This window comes from Clostridium sp., from assembly GCF_050717635.1.
Classification (GTDB): Bacteria; Bacillota; Clostridia; order Clostridiales; family Clostridiaceae; genus Clostridium_AD.
The window spans coordinates 232798-254150 of sequence record NZ_JBOITO010000039.1 but is presented as its reverse complement, the minus strand read 5'-3'; the positions used below and the strand labels follow the sequence as shown (position 1 = coordinate 254150).

At 31.8% G+C, this 21353-nt stretch carries 20 protein-coding genes; 17 read left to right on the top strand and 3 right to left on the bottom strand.

The genetic code is table 11. The features are described 5' to 3' along the window. Window positions 1-63: 63 nt before the first annotated feature. Together ACREWB_RS20120 and ACREWB_RS20115 are read right to left on the bottom strand one after the other, a co-directional pair. The gene (locus tag ACREWB_RS20120) at window positions 64-522 is read right to left on the bottom strand and encodes an Lrp/AsnC family transcriptional regulator (protein ID WP_431549244.1); all 459 of its coding nucleotides are present in this window, start codon (window positions 520-522) and stop codon (window positions 64-66) included. A 405-nt stretch (window positions 523-927) separates the two neighbouring features. Then, window positions 928-1065 carry a hypothetical protein gene (locus tag ACREWB_RS20115; protein WP_431549243.1) on the bottom strand — a complete coding sequence of 46 codons (138 nt, stop codon included), beginning with the start codon at window positions 1063-1065 and terminating at the stop codon, window positions 928-930. 21 nt (window positions 1066-1086) lie between these two features. Here ACREWB_RS20115 and ACREWB_RS20110 point away from each other — a divergent pair, with 21 nt between their 5' ends. The 6 genes from ACREWB_RS20110 (at window position 1087) to ACREWB_RS20085 (ending at window position 7768) form a co-directional block, all read left to right on the top strand. Continuing rightward, window positions 1087-1314: a winged helix-turn-helix domain-containing protein gene (locus tag ACREWB_RS20110; RefSeq protein WP_431549242.1), complete on the top strand. Its 228-nt coding sequence runs from the start codon at window positions 1087-1089 to the stop codon at window positions 1312-1314. After that, window positions 1311-2876, top strand: coding sequence for a sensor histidine kinase (locus tag ACREWB_RS20105; RefSeq protein ID WP_431549241.1), 1566 nt, complete (start codon window positions 1311-1313; stop codon window positions 2874-2876). The genes ACREWB_RS20110 and ACREWB_RS20105 overlap by 4 nt, the downstream gene beginning before the upstream one ends. A gap of 93 nt (window positions 2877-2969) precedes the next feature. After that, a complete protein-coding gene (locus ACREWB_RS20100) occupies window positions 2970-3869 on the top strand; it encodes an ATP-binding cassette domain-containing protein (RefSeq protein ID WP_431549240.1) in 900 nt (299 codons plus the stop codon). After that, entirely contained in the window at window positions 3850-4620 is a 771-nt protein-coding gene (locus ACREWB_RS20095; protein ID WP_431549239.1) for an ABC transporter permease, read from the top strand. Before ACREWB_RS20100 ends, ACREWB_RS20095 begins: the two co-directional genes overlap by 20 nt. A gap of 351 nt (window positions 4621-4971) precedes the next feature. After that, window positions 4972-6336: a Trk system potassium transporter TrkA gene (gene trkA, locus ACREWB_RS20090; protein ID WP_431549238.1), complete on the top strand. Its 1365-nt coding sequence runs from the start codon at window positions 4972-4974 to the stop codon at window positions 6334-6336. Beyond that, window positions 6326-7768: a TrkH family potassium uptake protein gene (locus ACREWB_RS20085; protein ID WP_431549237.1), complete on the top strand. Its 1443-nt coding sequence runs from the start codon at window positions 6326-6328 to the stop codon at window positions 7766-7768. Before trkA ends, ACREWB_RS20085 begins: the two co-directional genes overlap by 11 nt. Window positions 7769-7903: 135 nt before the next feature. On the opposite strand, the gene ACREWB_RS20080 is transcribed toward ACREWB_RS20085, so the two are convergent. Beyond that, complete coding sequence (locus ACREWB_RS20080; protein ID WP_431549236.1) at window positions 7904-8905, bottom strand: YhdH/YhfP family quinone oxidoreductase; 1002 nt, start codon at window positions 8903-8905, stop codon at window positions 7904-7906. A 147-nt stretch (window positions 8906-9052) separates the two neighbouring features. On the opposite strand from ACREWB_RS20080, the gene ACREWB_RS20075 reads away from it, so the two are divergent. From ACREWB_RS20075 to ACREWB_RS20025, 11 genes are all read left to right on the top strand, one after another. After that, window positions 9053-9490 carry a MarR family winged helix-turn-helix transcriptional regulator gene (locus ACREWB_RS20075; RefSeq protein ID WP_431549235.1) on the top strand — a complete coding sequence of 146 codons (438 nt, stop codon included), beginning with the start codon at window positions 9053-9055 and terminating at the stop codon, window positions 9488-9490. 210 nt (window positions 9491-9700) lie between these two features. After that, window positions 9701-10642 (top strand): cobalamin-dependent protein, encoded by a 942-nt coding sequence (locus ACREWB_RS20070; RefSeq protein ID WP_431549234.1) that lies wholly within the window; start codon window positions 9701-9703, stop codon window positions 10640-10642. A gap of 492 nt (window positions 10643-11134) precedes the next feature. Continuing rightward, window positions 11135-12478: an HD-GYP domain-containing protein gene (locus tag ACREWB_RS20065; protein ID WP_431549233.1), complete on the top strand. Its 1344-nt coding sequence runs from the start codon at window positions 11135-11137 to the stop codon at window positions 12476-12478. Next, window positions 12453-12806: a response regulator gene (locus ACREWB_RS20060; RefSeq protein WP_431549232.1), complete on the top strand. Its 354-nt coding sequence runs from the start codon at window positions 12453-12455 to the stop codon at window positions 12804-12806. Before ACREWB_RS20065 ends, ACREWB_RS20060 begins: the two co-directional genes overlap by 26 nt. Window positions 12807-12834: 28 nt before the next feature. After that, window positions 12835-14880, top strand: a complete 2046-nt coding sequence (locus tag ACREWB_RS20055) for a chemotaxis protein CheW (RefSeq protein WP_431549231.1) — start codon at window positions 12835-12837, stop codon at window positions 14878-14880. Window positions 14881-14905: 25 nt separating this feature from the next. Further along, window positions 14906-15400, top strand: a complete 495-nt coding sequence (locus ACREWB_RS20050) for a chemotaxis protein CheW (protein WP_431549230.1) — start codon at window positions 14906-14908, stop codon at window positions 15398-15400. A 68-nt stretch (window positions 15401-15468) separates the two neighbouring features. Further along, the gene (locus ACREWB_RS20045) at window positions 15469-17829 is read left to right on the top strand and encodes a HAMP domain-containing methyl-accepting chemotaxis protein (protein ID WP_431549229.1); all 2361 of its coding nucleotides are present in this window, start codon (window positions 15469-15471) and stop codon (window positions 17827-17829) included. Window positions 17830-17904: 75 nt separating this feature from the next. Further along, window positions 17905-18717 carry a CheR family methyltransferase gene (locus tag ACREWB_RS20040; protein WP_431549367.1) on the top strand — a complete coding sequence of 271 codons (813 nt, stop codon included), beginning with the start codon at window positions 17905-17907 and terminating at the stop codon, window positions 18715-18717. 6 nt (window positions 18718-18723) lie between these two features. After that, complete coding sequence (locus ACREWB_RS20035; RefSeq protein ID WP_431549228.1) at window positions 18724-19761, top strand: protein-glutamate methylesterase/protein-glutamine glutaminase; 1038 nt, start codon at window positions 18724-18726, stop codon at window positions 19759-19761. 22 nt (window positions 19762-19783) lie between these two features. Continuing rightward, window positions 19784-20938, top strand: coding sequence for an ATP-binding protein (locus tag ACREWB_RS20030; protein WP_431549227.1), 1155 nt, complete (start codon window positions 19784-19786; stop codon window positions 20936-20938). Window positions 20939-20951: 13 nt separating this feature from the next. Next, the gene (locus tag ACREWB_RS20025) at window positions 20952-21347 is read left to right on the top strand and encodes a response regulator (RefSeq protein WP_431549226.1); all 396 of its coding nucleotides are present in this window, start codon (window positions 20952-20954) and stop codon (window positions 21345-21347) included. The last annotated feature ends 6 nt before the right edge of the window (window positions 21348-21353 follow it).

The following is a 21353-nucleotide window of genomic DNA, read 5'->3' as shown; positions in this document are numbered from 1 at the left end:
CCTCCTCTTATACATGACAATGTATAAATGTCATTTTTTCATAATGCATAACTAAATCAAAGTTTACTCAATAATTTCACTTGGTATAATAGAATGAATATTTTTTATTGTGGAAAGAGAAACATTAGTCTTAGTTTTTTGAACTCCTGGGATGTTTTTTATCTTATTTAAAATTTTTTCTAAACTTTCTGTACTTTCCGTAATGATTTTTAAAGCGTAGTCGAAATCGCCAGCTAGGTAGTGACACTCTACAATTTCATCATCTAACTGAATTATGTTAATAAAAGGATCTGTAAATTTAGGTGATTCAAGAGATATAAACATTATTATCATAAGATGTTTGTTCATTTTTCTAGCATTTAGTATCACAGTGTACTTTTCAATAATACCGCTAGCATCAAGTTTTTTTAATCTATCACTTACTGCAGGTACGGATAGATTAATTCTGTTACTTATTTCAGAAGCTGTTACTCTAGAATTTTGTTGTAAAAGTTTAAGTATTTTAATATCAAGATTATCCATAATGATCACCTCTTATATTATATTATTAGATAAATTATAACATGTAGTTAAAAAAATTAAATAGATTATAAATATATACATAATAAATTAGGAAAATATTGATTATTACTTAAATTATTAAAGTTTAAACGTTTTCAAAATTCAATTAACTTAAAAAAATTAAGTGGTTTAATTTTAATACAATAAGGAAAGTGAAATATCAATAAGCTGGACCTTACAAATTGGTGAAAGTCCAATTTAGAGTTAAATTTTGATAAAAAGATAGATTTATAGTAAAAAATATATATTAGTAAACTTATCTTCTGGGGATGAAACATGCAATTAAACGTAGAACAACATAATATTAATCAATATTAAAGAACGCCCTGAAATAAAATCAGGACGTTCCTTAATTATTATATTTTTTTACACAATGAATTTACCGACCATGGTATCTAATACAACTGCTAGGTCTTTTAACTGTTCTACGGTTTCAGATACATTTTTGATAGCTGATTCTATTGCCGCATTTAAGGCTAGTAAATTTGTCTGACTGGCTATCAAGCATACTATGACAACAAATCTTTGGAGCTCACGTTAAGTGAATTTTTACTTCTACAAACATTGCAGAATGAACCAAATCGAGTATTTACTCGTGAACAATTGATAATGAAAATTTTCAATGAGGAGTATTTTGGGAACGACAGAATAATAGATGCACACGTGAAAAACATCAGAAAAAAATTACCACGAAAATACATAAAAACAGTAACGGGTGTAGGATATATATTTGACATGGAGGTGGACTCGTGAATTTATCTAAGAAGACCTTTGTGTATAGTGCAATTATATCAGGGACAATAATAACACTCATGATAGCATATTTTGTCCTAATGCTTCCTTCTTTATATGTGGATTATATGAGCAAGAGTAATTATAAATCAATAAAATCTATACAAGAAAACTATATAAATGATGGAAATTATAAAAATATATCCCAAAGTAACCCAGCAGGAACAGTAACTATTAAAATACCAGCTATTGGTAATCAGTTTTTTATAACTAATAAATTAGCATCTCTAAAAGTCACTATTAATGATAAGGAGATATTAAGGGTTATTAAAAAAGTAAGATACTATGGTTCCCACAGGGAGGAAATGAAAAATATAGATAAACAGGATTTTGATTTTACGAGTAGTATAGGGGAGGTTTTTAAAAATAAGTTATTTAAAGATAATTTGCCCCTAACCTTTGAACTTTTAGCAAATGATAATAAGAGTATTTACACAGAAACATCATCAAAGTTTAATGTAGTAGATGAGGATACAGTTATTTATGAATCTAACGTGTCTGATGGAAGTAACTATTACACCAATTATATAGCTATGAGTCTACATAAAGACGATATTATTGTATCGGTATTTTCAGCAATGACTCCTAAAATAGGAGAGATACGGCCGATAATATTTCAGAGTCTACCAATGATTATTGCCACAGCTCTTTTATTAATAATGATATCCACTATTCTATTTTCAAGAAAAATAATTCTTCCGATAGAAAAACTGGTAAATCATGCTGTGTTTATGAAAGACAATACCAATAGGGAAATTGAACTAATGAAAATAGAAGGTCGCGATGAAATTGCAGTTTTAGGTGAGACCCTTAATGATTTATATCTAAAATTAAATGATAATTTTAATGAACTTGAAGAAAAGAACAATTATCTTTCGGATCAAAATAAAAGGCAAGAGGTATTCCTTCGGGCTTCATCCCACCAACTAAAGACTCCAGTAGCAGCAGCACTGCTTCTGGTGGAGGGTATGATAGATGAAATAGGGAAATACAAGAGCGCGAAGGAGTATTTACCAAAAGTAAAGCTTCAATTAAATTCTATGAGAAAAATAATAGATGATATTTTAAATCTTAACAATAGTATTGAAGCTATTAAGAAGGAAGATATAAATGTTAGCAAGATAATTGATGAAAGCCTGTTGTATCAAGATGTTCAAGTGAAATTAAAAGAGCTTGCTATAGAAAAGGATATTAACTTTACAAATTTCAATACAGATAGGAAGCTTATTTTAAAAATAATAGATAATCTGTTAAATAACGCTATAACTTATACATCAAAGCAGGGGCACATAAAAATAATATTAACTGAAAATGCATTAACTATTATTAATTATGGAGCTTTTATAGAGGAAGAATTATTGCCACACATATTTGATCCTTTTGTTTCAGGTAATAGTGAGAAAAGGGGACATGGCTTAGGACTTTATATTGTAGACTATTATGCAAACCTATTAAACTATGAGATAGATGTTAGAAATATTAATGTGGGGGTAGAGAGCAGCGTACTTTTTACGAAAATATGATTTGCCATAATATTCACATACAATATTCACATGAAATTCATGTGGTAATGGTATAATTTAACTATAATAAATCGTTAAATGAGGAGAAGAATTATGGTAACTATAAAAAATCTAGAAGTGAAATATGGCAATCAAATTGCATTATCAATAAAATCACCAATAACCTTTGAAGCTGGTGATCGAGTGGGAATAATAGGATCAAATGGAGCGGGAAAGTCTACCCTAGTTAAATCAATATTAGGACTTACAAATTATAATGGCACCATTCACACAAGTTTAAAACCCGAGGAAATGTCTGCACACATGCAGGAAAATAATTATGTAGACACCATGGCAGTTAAGCATATAATGGAAGCTCTTATGAATACAAAGATAAAAAGCAATCTAGCGCTTCAAGAATTAATTAGTTTCTTTAATTTTGAAGGCTGTCTTAACAAAAAATTTAGCGCATTATCTGGGGGACAAAAGCAGCGTTTAACAATAATTTTAGTTTTAATTCAAGATGCTCCTTTAGTATTCTTCGACGAAGTTACTTCGGGTCTGGACTTTGAAACCCGTCAGCAATTAATGAATAAAATAACAGAGTGGTATGAAAATAAGGGAGCCACTATTTGCATAGTATCTCATTATTATGAGGAACTTGAGAAATTATCAAATAAGATTTTAATTTTAGACAGGGGGAAAGTAGTTGACTTTGGAAGTAAGGAGAAGCTTTTCCAAAAGTACTGTGGGAAATCTACAATAACCATTGAAAATACTAAAATAAACGAAGAATTGACTAAAAGTCTCCCTAAAATACTAGCACCGAAGCATTTAATAGCTATCTCTTGCTTAAGTGAAAATAAGGAATTAGAAATAGTAAAGATATTAATAGAAGAAAATATAAATTTTAAAAGAAGCAACAGTGATATTGAAATCATGTCTATTAATGCTAAGGCAAGGTTCAATGAAGAACTAGAGGGAGGTCCCAGTGATGAATACAAAGTTATTTAATTTTTGGTTAATAAAATATGAATTTAGAAATTTAATTGGAAATATATTTACAATGATTTTTGGAGTGGCTTTTCCAATTGGGATGACAATATTTTTTGGAACGGCAATGGTAGGTAAAGTTCCAGAAGGTGCCAAAGATATTTTTATAACAAGCATTTTTATTACTAATTGCATAATTATTCCATTAGCATCTATTCTTGTAGGGTATTCCGCTACATTTTCACAGGAGCTTGAAAAAAGTATACCCTTGCGTTTTCGTTTGTTTGGATATACTGAGAAAACAATACTCACTTCTAAAATATTTGCTAATTTAATTTTTATAACCTTATCTTTTATTGTGTACACAGTAGCAGTTTGTTTTGTGTTAAATGTGCAGGTGCCATCTTTAAGCTCAGCACTTACTTTAATAGTTTCTTTATATATATTATCTACTTTTTTGTTTATTTTAGCTCATGGAATAGCACTATTTTTCAAAAGGTTTGGTCCAACTTATGCTATAACTATGATGTTATATTTTGGAGTAATGATTTTAAGCGGTATGTTTGGTGTGGAAGCAACAGATTTCCCTACTCCACTAAAAGCCGTGGCATACTCGCTGCCAACTACTTATATCAGTGGAGAATTTGTAGATTTTTGGCAAGGTGGTAGCTACAATTTTGTACCATATATTCAGTCCTTTATTTTCTTTGGAGCGGTTTCATGTATTATATTATTTATGTCAATACACCATGATAGTAGAAGGATAAAGTGAAATAGTTAAATTTAAATTAGTATTTATTAAGGTATAGAATGAATCCCAAAGGGGCTTTTCTATACCTTTTTTTACCATTAAATTAATTTAGGTTACATTTTAACATTGATATGTAAAAATAATATTACAAAAGAAACGGATTGCCACAATTTTGGCACTATGCTAATGTGTGTCGGATTAAAATAATGCAAATAAACCTTGATAGTATATAAAACAATTGTATAATTACATAATGACCCTTTATAAAAGAGGGGCTCTATAATCTAAATATATAAAAGACTTAGCAATGAAAAATAATTTGGGATAAAGGTTTGCTTTTAATGAATAATTAGAAGGACTTAGGAGGATAAAATGAAGATAATTATTATTGGAGCAGGTAAGGTTGGATATACACTTGCCAAAAATTTAGTCGAAGAAAATAATGATGTTACTATTATAGATAAAAATATTGTTGCAATTGAAAAGGTAGAGGATAATCTTGATGTTATGTGTGTTATAGGTAGTGGGGTAAGCACTAGAGTGCTCATTGAAGCTGGTATAGAAAATGCAGATTTACTTATTGCAGTGACTGGTACTGATGTGGTTAATATGGTATGTTGCCTTACTTCTAAAAAGCTAGGAGTTCGTCAGGCTATTGCAAGAGTAAGGGATCCTGAATATGCGGATGAACTCTCATTAATTAAAGATCAGTTAGGTGTAGATTTTGTAATAAATCCAGAATTCACAGCAGCTGAAGAAATAGCAAGAACTTTGGGGTTTTCATCGGCTATTAACGTAGAAAGGTTTGCTAGTGGTAGAGTGAGAATGGTAGAACTGAAAATAACCTCTGAAGTTAAGTTTATCGGCAAAAGGGTGAGAGATATAGACAAACATCCATCATCAATAATATTGGGGGTAATATTTAGGGGAGATGAAGTCATAGTTCCTAAAGGAAATGAAATAATAAAAGAAAATGACATAATATATGTTATAGGCAAGTCATCTAAAGTATATAATTTTTGTAAAATTTGCGGCAAATACCCTGAAAAAATTAAAAATGTAATGATAATAGGAGGCGGAAGAATTGCTTATTATCTTCATAAACTTTTAACAAGTATGAACATGAACATTAAAATTATAGAAATAAGTAGAGAAAGATGTTATGACCTTTCTGAAGCACTACATAATGCCCTTATAATTAACAGTGATGGGACAGAAGAAGAGGTATTACTTGCTGAAAATATACAACATATGGATAGTTTTGTAGCAATTACGGGTATTGATGAACAAAATTTGATGTCGTCTCTTATAGCAAGAAAGATGGGAGTAAAAAAAATTGTAACAAAAATAAGTCGTACAAATTACATAGATATTGTAAGGGAATTGGGTATAGATTGTATTATAACACCTAAATTAATAACTACCAATCAAATTCTTAAGTATACTAGAGGAAGTGCAGTTGAGTCGCTATTAAAAATAGCAGGAGGCAATGTAGAAATACTTGAATTTATCGTTGATAAGAATTGTGACCTTATTAATAAAGCAATAAAAAATATTGGGATTGTGGACAATACTATAATTGCTACCATAGTAAGAAAGCATGAGGTAGTTGTACCTCATGGGGATGATATAATAAAGAGGGGCGATAGAATAATCGTTATAACCAAACACAAAAATATATCGGATTTAAAGGGATTGAGGGCTGTAGCAACTGGGGGATTACAACGTGAATTATAAAATGGTATTAAAAAACTTGGGAATAGTACTGATTTGTGAAGGTATAGCTATGCTACCTTCTCTTATAGTAGCTCTTATATATGGTGAAAATAGTGCATGGGCATTTCTATACACTATATTATTACTGTTTATGATAGGTATTCCTGTGTCGTTTATAAATCCTAAACATGCAGGTTTATATGTGAAAGACGGATTTGCTATTGTAGCAATAGGTTGGATTTTAGTATCTTTTTTTGGAGCTTTTCCATTTTATTTTAGTGGAGTAATTCCATCTTTTGTAGATAGTTTATTTGAAGCAAGTTCAGGTTTTACAACTACAGGTGCAAGTATATTACGACATATACAAGGGTTGCCTCAAGGCATCTTATTTTGGAGGAGTTTTACTCATTGGGTTGGTGGCATGGGTGTACTTGTACTAACTATGGCAATTCTACCATCTGCTGGCACTGGTGCACTTAAAATAATGAAAGCTGAAAGCCCAGGTCCCAGTCCAGGAAAGTTAGTTCCTAGGGTTAAGGAAACTGCGAAAATACTATATGGAATTTACTTGGTAATAACTATGATTGAGATTATTCTATTAAAAATTGCTGGAATGCCATGGTATGATGCCTTTGTACATACCTTTGGAACAGTAGGTACTGGTGGATTTTCAAATATGAATTTGAGTGTTGGGGCATATAATAATGTATATATTGAAGTTATCATAACTGTCTTTATGTTTTTAGCTGGGGCAAATTTCGCATTATATTATCAAATGCTTAGGGGTAATTTAAAAACATTCTTTAAGGACGAGGAATTTCGATTATATGCTTTTATTGTTACCAGTGCAACAGTACTAATAGCATTAAATATATATGGAACAATATATAAGGGAATTGGGCAATCTTTTAGATATTCAGCCTTTCAAGTAGTATCTATAACAACTACTACAGGATATGCTACAGCTAATTTTAATCTTTGGCCAGTATTCAGTAAGGTTATATTGTTTTTTCTTATGTTTGTTGGAGGTTGCGCCGGTTCAACTGGAGGGTCAATAAAAAACATTAGAATTTTACTACTATTTAAAGCTGCTAAGAGAGATCTTCTAAGGATAATACACCCTAAAGCAATTTATTCTGTAAGACTTAGTGGAAAAGCAGTCAATGAAAGGATTCTGTCTGAAATACTTGGCTTTTTCTTTATGTACATAATGGTTTTCTGTGGAGCTATACTTATAGTATCAATTGATGGAAAGGACCTTGTAACAACGGTGACTGCGGTGGCGGCTACTATAGGCAATATAGGGCCCGGCCTTGGCATGGTTGGACCGACGGGTAATTTTTCAGGATTCTCAAATCTAAGTAAAATGGTTTTATCCGGTTGTATGATTATAGGTAGACTTGAAATATATCCTATATTATTGTTAGTACTTCCTAGTTTTTGGAAAAAATAGTAATATGATTATTGTGCCACCTTCATGAAGGTGGCTTTTTATATGTCAATTTGTACTAAATAAATAAGTTCTTAATACGCAATTATCAAAAAATCGTCAAGTTTTGCCACTTGCCACTTGCCACGTGGGTGGCACCTATAAATCTAGATTAACTATAGTTCTACCTTTGTGATTTCCACCAAGTATAGCATCTATTTCACTATTTAATCCATCTAAAGATACTTCATTTACATTAGTATATAAATCAGTAATCTTCCAATCTAAGGATAATTTATTCCAAATCTGAAGTCTAATATCCATAGGGCATTTAACAGAATCTATTCCTAGTATGGAGATCCCTTTTAAAATAAAGGGATAGACTGACGTTTTAAATTCATCAGATGCAACATTTCCACAACAAGTTACACTACCACCATAATTGGTTGTTTTAATGGCTGTAGCTAATATATTTCCGCCTACTGTGTCTATTACTCCTGCCCATCTATTCTTTAAGAGTGATTTCCCAGAAGTGTCATCTATTTCATTTCTATTAATTATGTTTTTTGCACCAATTCCAAGTAACATATTTTTTTCAGAAGCTTTACCTGTAGCAGCAGTGACATTATAACCAATCTTGCTCAAAATTGAAATGGCCATACTTCCCACTCCACCTGTTGATCCGGTTACTAATATGTCCCCGTCACTAGGCTTAACACCTGAATTAACTAATTTATAAACTGATAGTGCGGCAGTGAATCCAGCAGTACCATATATCATACTTTCTCTTAGCGAAAGATTTGAAGGAAGTTCTACTACCCACTGCGCAGGGACTCTAATATACTGTCCGTAACCACCAGATGTACTCATTCCTAACCCATATCCTGTTACAAGTACCTCAGTTCCAATTTTTAAACTATCATTATTGCTTTGGACTACAATACCAGCAGCATCGATTCCTGGTGTGTGTGGATAATTTCTAGTTACACCTTTATTTCCTATAGCGGAAAGAGCATCTTTATAGTTTAATGAAGAATATTTTACATTTATTATTACATCGCCTTCTGGTAGATCGTTTATGTGTTTAGTTGTAATCTCTCTTTTAAATTCTTTATTTTTTGTTTCAGTTACGAGCATTGCTTTAAATTCACTGTTATTCATTTGAAAAACTCCTTTGTAAATATAGTTTGGTATAAAACCAATTGTAGCAGGAATATAGTTTTATGTCAAACCATATTTTAATTGCTTTTTAGTTTCTACCATATTATAATTAAATAGATAATTTAAATTCAGGATAGGAGCATAATTATGAATGATAAATATATAATATATTTTATAAGCAAAACCAAGAAAAAAATGACTAGGTTTATTGAAAAAGCATTAAAAGAAAAAGGGTTAGATGATTTGGTACCTGCATATGGCAATATCCTTACAGTATTATATAATAATAATAATGGAAGAGTAAGTATGAATCAAATAGGAAAAACAATAGGAAAAGACAAGTCTACGATTACAGCATTAGTTAATAAGCTATCTAATTTAGGATATGTAAAAAAGGAAAAATGTACACAAGATAGAAGAGTAACATACATAATTTTAACTGAAAAAGGTAGAGGGATTGAAGGGAAAGTAAATGATATTTCTGAAAAAGTGAATTTAATAGCATATAAGAATTTTTCGAAAAGTGAAAAAGACATATTCCTTAAACTCTTGAAGAAGATGAATAATAACTTTGATGTTGAATAAGATAGATGTTGAAAGTGGACAAAGAGCTAAAGAGTTAATGATTTATAACTTATACTCCACACAATGTATTAGAAAAATATGGATAATGTCTTCATAATTCTATATTTGAAGGGTATTTAGTTTGTTTGTAGAATAATGGTATTATAGGAAATAAAATTATACAATGTTTATTAGTTAACATATGTTGATTTCAATAAGATATCTTAAGGGGTGACAAAAATTAGTGATTTAGCAACTCGTTTAAAAAAAATAAGAAAAGATAAGAACTTACGTCAAATCGATTTAGCAAGTAGTCTAGGGTTGGCACAAACTACAATAGCAAATTATGAGCAGGGAACAAGGTTTCCAAACGAAAAAACTCTATTGAAAATAGCGAATTTTTTTAACGTTTCTTTGGATTTTTTACTCTCTAGGACTGATATTCGTTTGAATAATGAGGATATCATGTATAAGGATACATCTAAGCGAATAGAAATATATAAAAATACAAAGGTTTCATTGTTGCAGAAAGAATATTTTAATTTTGTTCTTAATGGAGATAAACAGTTGGCTACTAAATTAATATTGGATTCTGCTAGGAATGAGTTGAGTGTAGAGGATATATACTACTATGTTTTGGAACGTTCTTTAAAAGAAGCAGGACGTTTATGGGAAATGAACATTATAGATGTTTATCAGGAACATTATTTTTCAAATATTACACAACAAATTATGTCACGCCTATATCCATATATAAATACTAAGGAAAGAAATGGTCTTTCCTGTGTTTCTTTAGGTGTAAATGGAGAGTTCCATAATATTGGAGTGCGAATGATTACAGATTGCTTAGAGGCTGAAGGTTGGAAAACCTACTTCCTGGGATCAGATATACCGACACAAAACGTCATAAGAGCTTTGCAAGATCGAAAAGCAAATATGATTGTAATTTCAGCTACTATGAGTTTTAATTTAGATGCTGTATCCAACCTCATTAAAGGGGTTCGTTCATCAAGAGACTGTGAAAATGTCAAAATAATGGTTGGTGGACGTGCATTTGACACTGATATACAGATATGGAAGTCAATAGATGCAGACGGATATGCAAGTACATTTGAAGAAGTTATTAAAATTGCTGATGAGTTAACTACTACGAAGATATCATTATTGCAGTAGAGAATAAAAATTGAAATATTATATTTAAAAATATTACTTTCCGATAAGTATGTGATTATTCTTATCTGAAGGTAATATTTTTTTGTTGAAGATTAGATATTCAAATCTTCGTTAAATATAAAAAAATATTTTTATCTTGTCTACTGTAAAAAAATATTTATACACAATTTGAGTAGTACTATTATACTCACTTAGCTATGTTTGTTTTAAATAAAATCTATGTTTCATTACTTTTATAAGTGATTATTGATAATAAATCATAGTAGAAGATAGCTTATATATAAATCTAAATACACAATGCGTGTTTAAATTGTATAAAATAACACATATTGACATAAAATAGCAATGCGTGATACTATAAAAATGCCAACCTAAGGACTGTTTTAACATAAACTAGAATACATAAATGGGGTTTATTTGGCAATAAATTCTATGAATTTATAAGAAAATTTTATTTGAGGAGTGAAGGTTAATGTTTAAGGGAGGCGTTTTATGAAAAAACAACTTGCAGTAAATTTGAATAATTTACTATTATCTTTATCACAGGTATCAGATTTAGCAAATCCTTTGATTGCGCAGCATCAACATAGAGTAGCATTTATTGCATTGATAGTTGCTAGGAATGCTAATTTAGGACCAGAAATTATTGAAAACATTTTTACTGCTGCATTATTACATGATATTGGTGCAATAACGGTGGAAGAAAAAATAGCTGTTCATAATTTTGAAGTAGTAAATGAAAATATTCATACAATAAGGGGAGAATTGCTATTAGAACAAATACCATGGCTAAGAAAGATTTCAAAGATAGTAAGAAATCATCATAGACATTGGAATGATTGGGAACAAGACATAGAAAATACATTAGTTTTTTCATCTCAAATCGTCTTATTAGCTGATTACGTGGAGAGATTAATAGATAGAAATAAATATATTTTGCATCAAAGCACGGATATAGTAGAAATAATAAAAAAATTAGAAGGTACAGTGCTTGATAAAAAGATAGTAGCTTGTTTTGTTGATGTATCGAAAAGAGAGTCATTTTGGTTAGAGCTAACTTCTTCACGTTTATATTCAATGTTATTGGATAACGCACCATTTAATAATATGCAAATAGGTTTGGAAGATATATCATTAATATCAAATTTATATCGGGACTTAATAGATTTTAAGTCCCGTTTTACTGCTACACATACATCGGGGGTATCAGAATGCTCCGTAGTGTTATCACAATTGTATGGATTTGCTGAGATAGATGTAAAGGAAATGAGGATAGCAGGAAATTTTCATGATATAGGTAAATTGGTAATGCCAAACAGTATTCTTGAGAAGCCCGGTAGACTAACAGTTAACGAGTATGCAGTTATGAGATGTCATACATATAATACATTTAGTACGCTAGATTCAATTGGTGGATTGCAGCGAATAGCTGAGTGGGCTGCTTATCATCATGAGAAGCTAGATGGTAGTGGGTATCCGTTTCATTTAACTAATGAAGAAATTGGTACTGGTTCTAGAATAATGGCGGTTGCAGACATATTTACTGCAATATCTGAAGATAGACCTTATCGAAAAGGAATGAATAAAGATGAAATTTATAAGATTTTTAAAACACAAACAGACGAAAAGTTATTGGATAAACGGATTGTTGAAGTATTATTAGACAATTATGAAACTATAAAGATACAAGTAAAAGCAAAACAATTAAAGGCATTAGATTTTTATGAAAAACGTTTTTTATCAATAGTTGAAATGAGAACTATAAGGAATTATGAAAATAGGTTTAGTATTTTTAGAGGAGATGAGTTTAGTGAAAAAGGTTTTAATTACAGATGATGCAGTATTTATGAGGATGTCGTTAAAAGTTATGCTTGAAAGGAATGGATTTGAAGTAGTTGGAGAGGCTCAAAATGGGAAGATAGCTCTTGAAAAATATAAGCTTCTTAAACCTGATATTGTAACCCTTGATATTACAATGCCAGTAATGGATGGGCTAGAGGCATTAAAACAGATAAAGGCTTTTGATAAAACTGCCAAAGTTATGATGATTTCTGCAATGGGACAAGAAACAATTGTGAGAGAAACTGTAATTTCAGGAGCAGCAGGGTTTATTATAAAACCATTTAATGAAGAAACGGTAGTAAAAGTTTTTAGCAAATTGTAATAGTTATGTAGAAAGAAGGAGGACGTTTATGTCAGAGGGTGGAATCAGCAGAGAACCAATGTTAGAAATATATCTTTTTGAAGCCACACAATTAATGGAGCAACTTGAAGAAATCAGTATTGAATGTGAAAAAAATAAAACAATAGGCACAGAAGCAATAAATGAGATTTTCAGAATAATGCATACTATAAAAAGTTCATCTGCCATGATGATGTTTAACAATATAGCTGTTTTATCACATTCATTGGAGGATTTGTTTTACTTTATTAGAGAAAATAAAGCTGTAACTATTGACTTTGAAAGTTTATTTGATTTGGTACTTTCCGGCATTGACTTTATCAAAGGAGAGGTTTTAAAAATCGAAAACGATGGAGAAGCGGATGGAGAAAGTAAAGCCTTGGTATTAAAAAGTTCAAGCCTTCTTCAGGACATGAAACAAGCTAATGGTGCAGTTACGGAAAGTGTTCTGCTACCAAGAAAAGAAGATACTAAATATTATATAAGTGGTTATCAAAACTTAAATGAAGAAGATAATCAAAAGTATCTTGCAAGAATATTCTTTGAAGATGGTTGTGAGATGGAAAATATAAGAGCTTTTACGGTTGTACACAATCTTAAAGATATAGCTAGTGAAATGTATCACATCCCAGAGGATATCATAGAAAGTGACCATAGTGTGGAGGTTATTAGAAAAAATGGGTTCTTAATAGGATTTTCTACCTCTGTGGGAAAAGATAAAGTTGAAGAGACACTAAATGAAATTGTTTTTTTAAGGGAATTAGAACTGCTAGAAGTGGAGAATTACCCACAAGAGCTTAAAGCCTTAATAGTTAAAAAAGAAATTGTTCTAGAAGATCCCACAGAACGTGTGGAAGACATTAAAGATGAGGCTTTACCTATAACTAAAGGTGGCAAGCTACAAAGCATTATAAGTGTAAATATTTCAAAACTGGACATGCTTTTAGATTTAGTAGGAGAGATAGTAATTACAGAAGCAATGGTTACAAAAAACCCCGATTTAGATGGATTACAGTTAGATAATTTCAATAAAGCAGCTAGGCAGCTACGAAAACTTACAAATGAATTACAGGATATTGTAATGTCTGTACGGATGGTACCAGTATCTATGACTTTTCATAAGATGAATAGAATTGTTAGAGATATGAGTAAAAAGCTAAATAAAGAAGTTAAACTTGAGATTATTGGAGAGGACACAGAGGTAGATAAAAATATTATTGATCATATTTCCGATCCACTTATGCATCTTGTGAGAAATTCCTTAGATCATGGATTAGAAGAAAAAGAGGAAAGGCTAGTAAATGGTAAACCCCAAATGGGGAAAATCACCTTGGAGGCTAAAAATGCTGGTGGCGATGTACTAATAATTGTTAGGGATGACGGAAGAGGATTAGATAGAAGAAAGATATATGAGAAAGCTAAACTTCAAGGTTTAGTTACTAAACCAGAGGAAGAACTAACGGATAAAGAAATTTTCTCCTATATTTTATTACCTGGATTCTCAACAAATGAAAATGTTACAGAGTACTCCGGTCGAGGAGTTGGGATGGATGTAGTTAAGAAAAACATTGATAGTATAGGGGGATCCATTTCCATTGAAAGTGTACCAGAAAAGGGAAGTAAGATAGTAATCAAGATTCCTCTAACTTTAGCAATAATTGATGGATTAGAGGTAGCTGTTGGAAAGTCTAAATACACAATACCAATTACAAGTATTAGAGAGTCTTTTAAACCAAAAGAGAATGAAGTAATTGCGGATAGCGAAGGAAATGAAATAATAATGATACGAGGTCAAGCTTATGCAATATACAGACTTCATCGAATATTTAACATAAATACAGAGATAACCTCTTCAAATGAAGGGATAATGGTACTGGTAGAAGATAATGCAAAGGCAGCGTGTTTGTTTGTAGATTCCTTAATTGGAGAACAACAGGTGGTGGTAAAGGCCTTACCAACCTATATTAAAAAAGCAAAAGGTATTGCCGGGTGTACAATACTCGGAGATGGCAATATCAGTCTAATTTTAGATGTAAGTGGCATATTAGAGAGATAAAAGAATAAAGAAAGGTGGTATTAAAATGGCAGAGGTTTTAGATGAAATTATGGAAACTTCAGAAGATACACAAAAGGGAAAATTTCTCACGTTTTCTGTTGGAAGTGAGTCTTATGGAATAGAAATCAAGTTTGTCACAGAGATAATTGGTATTCAGGATATAACTGAAGTTCCTGAATTGCCTAATTATGTAAGAGGAATAATTAATTTAAGAGGAAAGATTATTCCAGTTATTGATGTAAGGCTTAGGTTTAAAAAGGAGCAAAAGCAATACAATGACCGGACCTGTATAGTTGTAATTGATATAAAGGAAATTTCTGTTGGACTTATTGTTGATAATGTGGCTGAAGTAATTAATATAGACGATAGTAATATTGTTCCACCACCAGATATAAAAACAGGCTTTCATAATCGTTATGTAAGGGGAATAGGTAAAGTAGGAAAAGAGGTTAAGCTTTTACTTGATTGTGATAAATTACTAAATGAGGATGAGCTAGAGAGCATAAATGCAATAATTTAGAAATTTAGGGAAGTACAAAATGGGGTTTACATATTTTATTAAAAAATTAATACTAGGAGGCTAAACTTATGAAATTGTTTATGAATATGAAAATTGCGACTAAGCTTATATCAGCTTTTATAATTGTTGCTATAATTGCTGCCGTTGTTGGTGCTGTAGGTATTGTAGGTTTAAAAAATGCCGACAAATCAGATACAGAATTATACGAAAATATGACAGTGCCGATATCTCAATTAGCAAATATTAATAGTGATTTTCAAATGATGCGGGTAGGTTTACGAGATGTAATTATTGAAACAGATGCTGAAAAAATGAAGGCAATAGCGGCTGATATAAACACAAAGGAATTAGAAATGGAAAGTGTTATAGCAGAATTTGCTAAGATTGAAATTTCAACTGAAATGAAACCTAAATTTACAGAGTTTACTAACAAGAAGAATGACTTTGAATTGCAACTCTCTAATTCATTAAAACTGGCATTAGCTAAGAAGAATGATGAAGCTACTGCTTCAATAAGTGCAACAGGCTTAGCTGGAATAGCAACAAAAGCCTTACAGGAATCCGTAGATGGATTAATTACTATGAAAAACGCAGAGGCTAAAGCTAAGTCAGACACTAATACAATAAATGCTAATAATGCTAATAATATAATGTATATGGTCATTATTGCTGGCGTTCTTATAGCAATAGCCTTAGGAATTTTTCTTAGCAAAATCATTAGTACACCTATTAAACTTCTAGAAAAAGCAGCGGACAAGCTAGCATTAGGTGATGTTGATGTAAATATAGAATCAAAAACAAAGGATGAAATTGGAAGATTGATGGGGTCCTTTGCTAAGATGGTAGATAATATTAAGGGACAATCTGAAGTTGCTGAAAAGATTGCAGCTGGAGAACTTAGAGTGGAAATTATACCAAAGTCAAATAAGGATGTGTTGGCAAAGAGTATGAAGCTTGTAGTAGAAACACTTCAACAACTTGTTTCAGAGACAGAAGTGCTAACTAAAGCTGCGGTTGAAGGAAAACTTGATATAAGAGGAAATGGAGATGCTTTTAAAGGAGGATACAAAGAAATTGTAGCCGGTGTAAACAGGATACTGGATTCAGTAATAGCACCACTAAACGTAGCAGCAGAGTATATGGATAGAATTAGTAAGGGAGATATACCTCCAAAGATAACCGATAATTATAAGGGAGATTTTAATGAAATAAAGAATAACCTTAACATTTGTATTGATGCGGTAACTTCACTAGTAACAGATACAGTAATGCTATCAAAAGCAGCAGTTGAAGGAAAACTTGATACAAGAGCAGATGTATCAGTGCATGGTGGAGATTTTGGAAAAATAGTAGAAGGTTTTAATAAGACTTTAGATGCTGTTATTGAACCTGTAATGGAAGCCGCAGCAGTACTTTCGGAAATATCAAATGGAAACTTAAGGGTAAGTGTTAAGGGTGATTATAAGGGAGATCTTGCGGATATTAAAAATGCAGTAAACCTTACAATTCAAGCGCTTAATGAAGTATTTACAGAAATAAATGATGCGGCAGATCAGGTTTCCTCAGGGTCAAGCCAGGTTTCGGACGGAGGTCAAGCTCTTTCACAGGGAACTACTGAACAAGCAAGCTCTATAGAACAATTAACAGCTTCCATTACAGAAGTGGCAGCTCAGACTAAACAAAATGCAGTTAATGCAAGTCAAGCAAATGAACTTGCCCTTAAGGCTAAAGATGGAGCAGTACTTGGGAATTCTCATATGAAAGAGATGCTTAAATCCATGGATGATATCAATGAGTCTTCATCTAGTATTTCAAAAATAATTAGGGTTATTGATGATATAGCTTTCCAAACTAATATGTTAGCTTTAAATGCTGCGGTTGAAGCAGCAAGAGCGGGACAACATGGTAAAGGTTTTGCAGTAGTAGCAGAGGAAGTAAGAAATCTTGCAGCAAGAAGCGCAAAAGCAGCTAAGGAAACTGCGGATTTAGTTGAAGGATCTATAAAGAAAGTAGAGATTGGAACAAAAATTGCCAGTAATACTGCAGAATCCCTTGATCAAATAGTTATAGGAGTATCTAAAGCAGCAACCTTAGTGGGAGAGATAGCAGCAGCTTCAAACGAACAGGCAACTGCAATTTATCAAATAAATAAGGGCATAGAGCAAGTTTCAGATGTGGTGCAAACTAATTCAGCTACTGCAGAGCAAAGTGCAGCAGCTAGCGAAGAACTATCGAGTCAAGCAGAAATGCTTAAAAATATGGTGGGAAAATTTAAGCTAAAAAAAGATACCTCTGAATACTATAATGAAGGAACTCAAAAAAATGTAAAACAGCTAAAAAACCAATCTTTAGCCTATGAAGAGGCGGCAGCAACAACTAGAAAGAAACCAAAAATATCCCTCAGCAATACGGATTTTGGGAAATACTAAGAAAAACTCTATTAAGACCATAGTGCGAAATTTAACTGTGTTCTATGGTCTAATATGGAAATTAAAGGTGATAAGATGATGAATTTAAAAGACTCTGAGTTTAAAGAACTTATGGAATATATGAAAGTAAATTATGGGATAAATCTTACAGAAAAAAAACTACTTATTGAAGGACGTCTTTGTAACATGGTTATGCAGAAAGGTTTTAGTAACTTTTCGGACTATTTAAAATTCGTTTTTGTGGATTCTTCAGGAAAGGAAATTAGTACACTTATAAATAAACTTACTACTAATCATACTTTTTTTATGCGCGAAGCGGAGCATTTTAACTACTTTAAGGATACTGTACTTCCATATTTAGAGAAAAACATCAAAACTAAGGATTTAAGGGTCTGGAGTGCAGGCTGTTCTAGTGGGGAGGAACCCTATACACTAGCTATGATAATTACAGATTACTTTGGAGCTCAAAAGCCTATGTGGAATACAAAGATACTGGCTACAGATATATCGCAAAAGGTTTTGCAAGTTGCTGAAAAGGGAATTTATTCCTACGATGCAGTGAATACTATGCCAAAAATGTGGGTACTAAAATATTTTAATAAAGCTGAAAATCAAAATTATCAAATCGGCCAGGAAATAAGAGATGAAATAATATATAGGGATTTTAATTTAATGACTGAAATATTTCCTTTTAAAAAAAAGTTTCATGTTATATTTTGTAGAAATGTAATGATATATTTTGAGCCAAAAACAAAGATGGAATTAATTAATAAATTTTACGACATCACTGAACCCGGTGGCTATCTTTTTATAGGTCATTCCGAGTCAGTAAATAAAAATGAAACTAAGTATAAGTATATTATGCCAGCAGTTTATAGGAAAGGATAGAGGAACATGAGTATAGTAAAAAAGGTAAGAGTGTTAGTGGTTGATGATTCTTTACTTTTTAGAGAAACAATTGCCAGAGGCTTAGCAGCAGACCGTGGCATAGAGGTAGTGGGAACAGCAGGGGATGCTTTTGAAGCAAGAGATAAAATAATAGAACTTGAGCCGGATGTTATGACGCTGGATGTGGAAATGCCAAAGATGAATGGTATTGAATTTTTAAAAAGACTAATACCACAATATCCTATACCTGTGGTGATGGTAAGTTCAGTAAGTGACAATGTTTTTGATGCTTTAAATGCGGGAGCAGTGGATTTTGTTCGGAAAATTAACTCAGTAACAGGCAATAGTAAGGAAGTGTTTATAAATGAATTAATTATAAAAGTTAAAATTGCATCTATGGCGAAAGTTTCTCATCTTAAAAAAGATATTTCAAATGAGAGACATATAGCTAAAATCAACTCTAGAATAAGTAATACTATAATTGCAATTGGTGCATCTACAGGCGGAACGCAGGCTATTGTGGAAGTGGTTAAAGATTTTCCAGGAGATATGCCAGGTGTCATAATAACTCAACATATGCCCCCGGTATTTACAAAAATGTATGCAGATAGGTTGAATAATGTTTGCCAAATGGAGGCCAAGGAAGCTGAAACTGGAGATATTGTCCTTCCAGGCCGAATTCTTGTTGCTCCAGGTGATAGGCATATGCAGCTAATTACAAGAGGAAATAATTATTATGTAGAATGTTTTGCTGGTGATAAAGTAAATGGGCATTGTCCTTCAGTAGATGTACTATTTAATTCAGTGGCAGAGAAAGCTGGAAGCAGCTCCATTGGAATTATTTTGACAGGAATGGGCTACGATGGAGCAAAAGGTCTTTTGAAAATGAAGCAAAGGGGCGCTTTTACCATTGGACAGGATGAAAAGTCTAGCGTGGTTTACGGTATGCCAAAAGTAGCCTACGATATTGGCGGTGTTACCAAGCAAGCGGCTTTAAAAAATATTCCTCAGTTAGTTTATTCTATTCTGGAGAATAAAAAATAATAGGATGAAAAGGAGGGGGGTAATGATGGTACAAGGTTTAAAAAGCTTTTATGCCACCGCTGAAAGGTTGAATATGGATGCAATAAAAAAACAGGCTAATAAATTTAATGTTACTGAATCTTATATTAAGGTTTTAGATTCTATGAATGTTTTCATAATTATATTAAATTCATATAGACAAGTTGTGCACGCAAACAAAGCTTATTTAAACTTGCTAAACATTAAAGATATATCTGCTATTTTAGGGCAAAGACCAGGTGAAACATTAAGTTGTATTAATGCTTTTAAAAATGAGAGCGGGTGTGGAACTTCTCCTGATTGCAGAAATTGTAGTGCGGGTAATATAATTTTAAAGTCAATTAATGTAAATTGCGAAGCGGAAGGTGAAGTCTCAATCATAAGAAAACTGGATGGTTCTGATTTATCGTTGAACTTATTTGAAAGGGTTATACCGTTAGAAATAGATAATGAAGTTTTTTATTTACTTTCTTTTACTGATGCCACAGATCTTGTTATAAAAAGAGCTATGGAAAGGATATTTTTTCATGATGTATTAAATACAGCGGGAGCTTTAAAAGGGATGATGTACCTATTAAAAACTAAGATTCCTCAAATGTATGAAAATGAAGTCGCGGAAGTTGAAGGATTGTTTGAAGGACTTGTAGATGAAATACAATCTCAAAGGCAAATACTAGATGCTGAAAACAATGAGCTTTTTGTAGATATAGAGGAATTTAATTCTAAAGAAGTATTAAAGACATTAGAAAAGCTTTATAAGGGTTTTAGCAATTCACTTAATAAGACAATGAAAATAGCTGAAGACTCTATAAGTATAAATCTAGTAAATGACGTTACTTTATTAAAAAGGGTAGTAGGAAATATGCTCAAGAATGCATTAGAAGCTACCAAGGATAATGGAGTTGTTACCATTGGCTGCTACAAGGGCAAAAATGGCTATGTGAGGTATTGCGTAAGAAATCCTAGCTATATTAGTGAGGAAGTACAACAAAATATTTTTAAGAGGCCTTTTTCTACAAAAGGAAAGAGTAGGGGCTTAGGTACATATAGCATGATGCTTTTAGGAGAGAAATATCTAAAGGGTTCTGTTGGATTTACCTCAAGTAAAGCTTACGGTACTTGTTTTTATATTGAAATTCCACAAGTGAAATTCGGATAAAGAGGTGTTATAAATGAGAGTATTAATAGCAGAGGATGACTTTGCCAGTAGATTATTCATGAAAAAATTCCTTTCTAGATATGGGGAGTGTGATGTTGTTGTAGATGGAATAGAGGCTATTGATGCCTACTTAAACTCAATAGATGAGGAAAACATTTATGACTTAATATGCCTTGACATTATGATGCCAAGAGTTGATGGAATAAAGGTTCTTAAATCTATTAGAGATATTGAAAAACAAAAGGGCATTGAAGCAGAAAAAAAAGTAAAAATAATTATGACCACAGCACTAAATGATAAGGCAACAGTATTAAATGCCTATGATTCTGGTTGTGAAGCATATGCTTGGAAGCCAATTGAAATAGAAAAATTCATCCTTGTTATGAAAAAATTAGGGTTAATAATATAGAGAAAG